General features: G+C 64.5%; 4 protein-coding genes. 2 read left to right on the forward strand and 2 right to left on the reverse strand.

Annotated features, from left to right (window positions below; genetic code table 11):
* Positions 1–30: 30 nt before the first annotated feature.
* The gene (locus P0X85_RS15020; RefSeq protein WP_275815155.1) at positions 31–492 is read right to left on the reverse strand and encodes a DUF6950 family protein; all 462 of its coding nucleotides are present in this window, start codon (positions 490–492) and stop codon (positions 31–33) included.
* A gap of 15 nt (positions 493–507) precedes the next feature.
* Here P0X85_RS15020 and P0X85_RS15025 point away from each other — a divergent pair, with 15 nt between their 5' ends.
* A complete protein-coding gene (locus P0X85_RS15025) occupies positions 508–735 on the forward strand; it encodes an AbrB/MazE/SpoVT family DNA-binding domain-containing protein (protein WP_275815157.1) in 228 nt (75 codons plus the stop codon).
* Positions 725–1120, forward strand: a complete 396-nt coding sequence (locus tag P0X85_RS15030) for a PIN domain-containing protein (protein ID WP_275815160.1) — start codon at positions 725–727, stop codon at positions 1118–1120. The genes P0X85_RS15025 and P0X85_RS15030 overlap by 11 nt, the downstream gene beginning before the upstream one ends.
* 13 nt (positions 1121–1133) lie before the next feature.
* Here the strand turns inward: P0X85_RS15030 and P0X85_RS15035 are convergent.
* On the reverse strand, positions 1134–1629 hold a 496-nt coding region (locus P0X85_RS15035; RefSeq protein WP_275815163.1), incomplete at its 5' end, for a hypothetical protein.

Consider the following 1629-nt stretch of genomic DNA (forward strand, 5'->3'; position numbering starts at 1 on the left):
CACGGCACCGAGCACAACTGGCGGCATGGGTCACGTTCTCCAGGCAAGACGACAAGACGAGAGCGGCAGGCTCACCAGCCCCTCGGGCGACACGAACACCGCGCGCGCGCCCGTCACGACCCCGAAGGCCTCCGGCGCGCCGCCCAGAACCAGATCGCCCCGCTGGGCAAGCCGGGGATCGGCGAGCGGTGCGCCAAGCAACGCCCGGCCGCCCTCTTCGAGCGTCCGCCAGCCCAGCCGACGCAGCGCCCGGTGACAGCCCCGCGGCGTTCGGTACCGCCCCCGCCAGAGCGCCGCATGATCCGCGCCACCCGTCAGGTCACGCCGCAGATCGAAGGCCCAGGTCGCGCAGTCATGCCGCCCCCAGGCGAAGGGGCGTGCTTCGGCCTGAGTGACAGCGGTGGCGAGCACCTGTTCCCAATGGGACAGACGGCGGGTGGCGGACTTGCGGTTTTGCCTGTCTGGATATACATTGTATACATGTCTATACATCGGGAGGTGTCCCTCATGCATGTCGCAAAATGGGGTAATTCACTTGCGGTCCGACTGCCTGCAGATCTCGTGCGCAAGCTCGGCCTTAGGGCCGGCGATGAGATCAATATTCGGGCAGATGACGCCGGCCTTCAGATCCTGCGCAAACCCCGCCCCGAAGAGGTGCTCGAGGCGTTGCAAAAGTTCCGTGGCAAACTGAACGCCGAGGATCGGCTGAGCCGCGACGAAGCGCATGCGCGCTGACTTCTTCGACACCAATGTCATCCTCTACCTGCTTGATGACGGGCCAAAATCTGATGTCGCAGCGCGCCTGCTCCGCACCGGCGGCGTCATCAGCGTGCAGGTCCTCAACGAGACCCTGGTCAATTGTCTGCGTAAAGCCCACATGAGCTGGTCCGAGGCCGGAGAATTCCTCGACGGAGTTCGACAGCTTTGCCTCATCGCTCCGCTCGATGCCGGGACGCATGACATCGGACGTGCCATTGGCGCCCGCTACCTCTTGTCCGTTTATGATGCCATGATCATCGCCGCAGCCTTGCAGGCCGGCTGCGAGACACTCTATTCCGAAGACATGCAGCATGGCCTCAAGATCGAAGGCCAGCTGCGGATCGTGAACCCTTTTCGGTGACAGAAGCATCGCATCACCCGCGCCCCCAGGTGATCTCGCGGTCCTGGATCGCGGTGACATGCTCAAACCCACGATCGCCCGGGTGCAAAACCTGCTGGCTTTCGTGGGTGTAACGCCAGCTGCGCGCCACCCCGAGATCGATCAGCCGGTTCTCGTAGCTGATCGTGATCCGGCAGCTCTGCCCATCCTCCGCAATCTCGGGCACGTCGAGACGCCCGCTGAAGGCCTGGACAGGATCCGCGATGATCTGGCGGTCCTCCGTCAGAAGCGCGAGCCAGATCCGACCGGGACTTCCCTGGCGCGCCTCATTGATCGCGAGGCTCACCAGATCGAGCGGCACGCCCGAAAGCGAGACCGTGGTCCCGGCCGCCACCACATCCGAAGTCTCCTCGAGCGTCCCGAGCCCCAGCAACACGCCGACCCCGGTCCAGTTCTTGCCATCCCAATCAATGGCCGTTGGACCGGTCCAGATCCGCACCATGCCCGACGGGAACTCCCCCTCGAAGAAG

It is taken from the genome of Pseudothioclava nitratireducens, from assembly GCF_029210495.1.
Lineage (GTDB): Bacteria > Pseudomonadota > Alphaproteobacteria > Rhodobacterales > Rhodobacteraceae > Pseudothioclava > Pseudothioclava nitratireducens.

Excerpts from the sequence above, each read along its gene's own strand:
- P0X85_RS15020 (WP_275815155.1), bottom strand. The coding sequence starts at position 492 with ATGTATAGACATGTATACAATGTATATCCAGACAGGCAAAACCGCAAG.
- P0X85_RS15025 (WP_275815157.1), top strand. The coding sequence starts at position 508 with ATGCATGTCGCAAAATGGGGTAATTCACTTGCGGTCCGACTGCCTGCA.
- P0X85_RS15030 (WP_275815160.1), top strand. The coding sequence starts at position 725 with ATGCGCGCTGACTTCTTCGACACCAATGTCATCCTCTACCTGCTTGAT.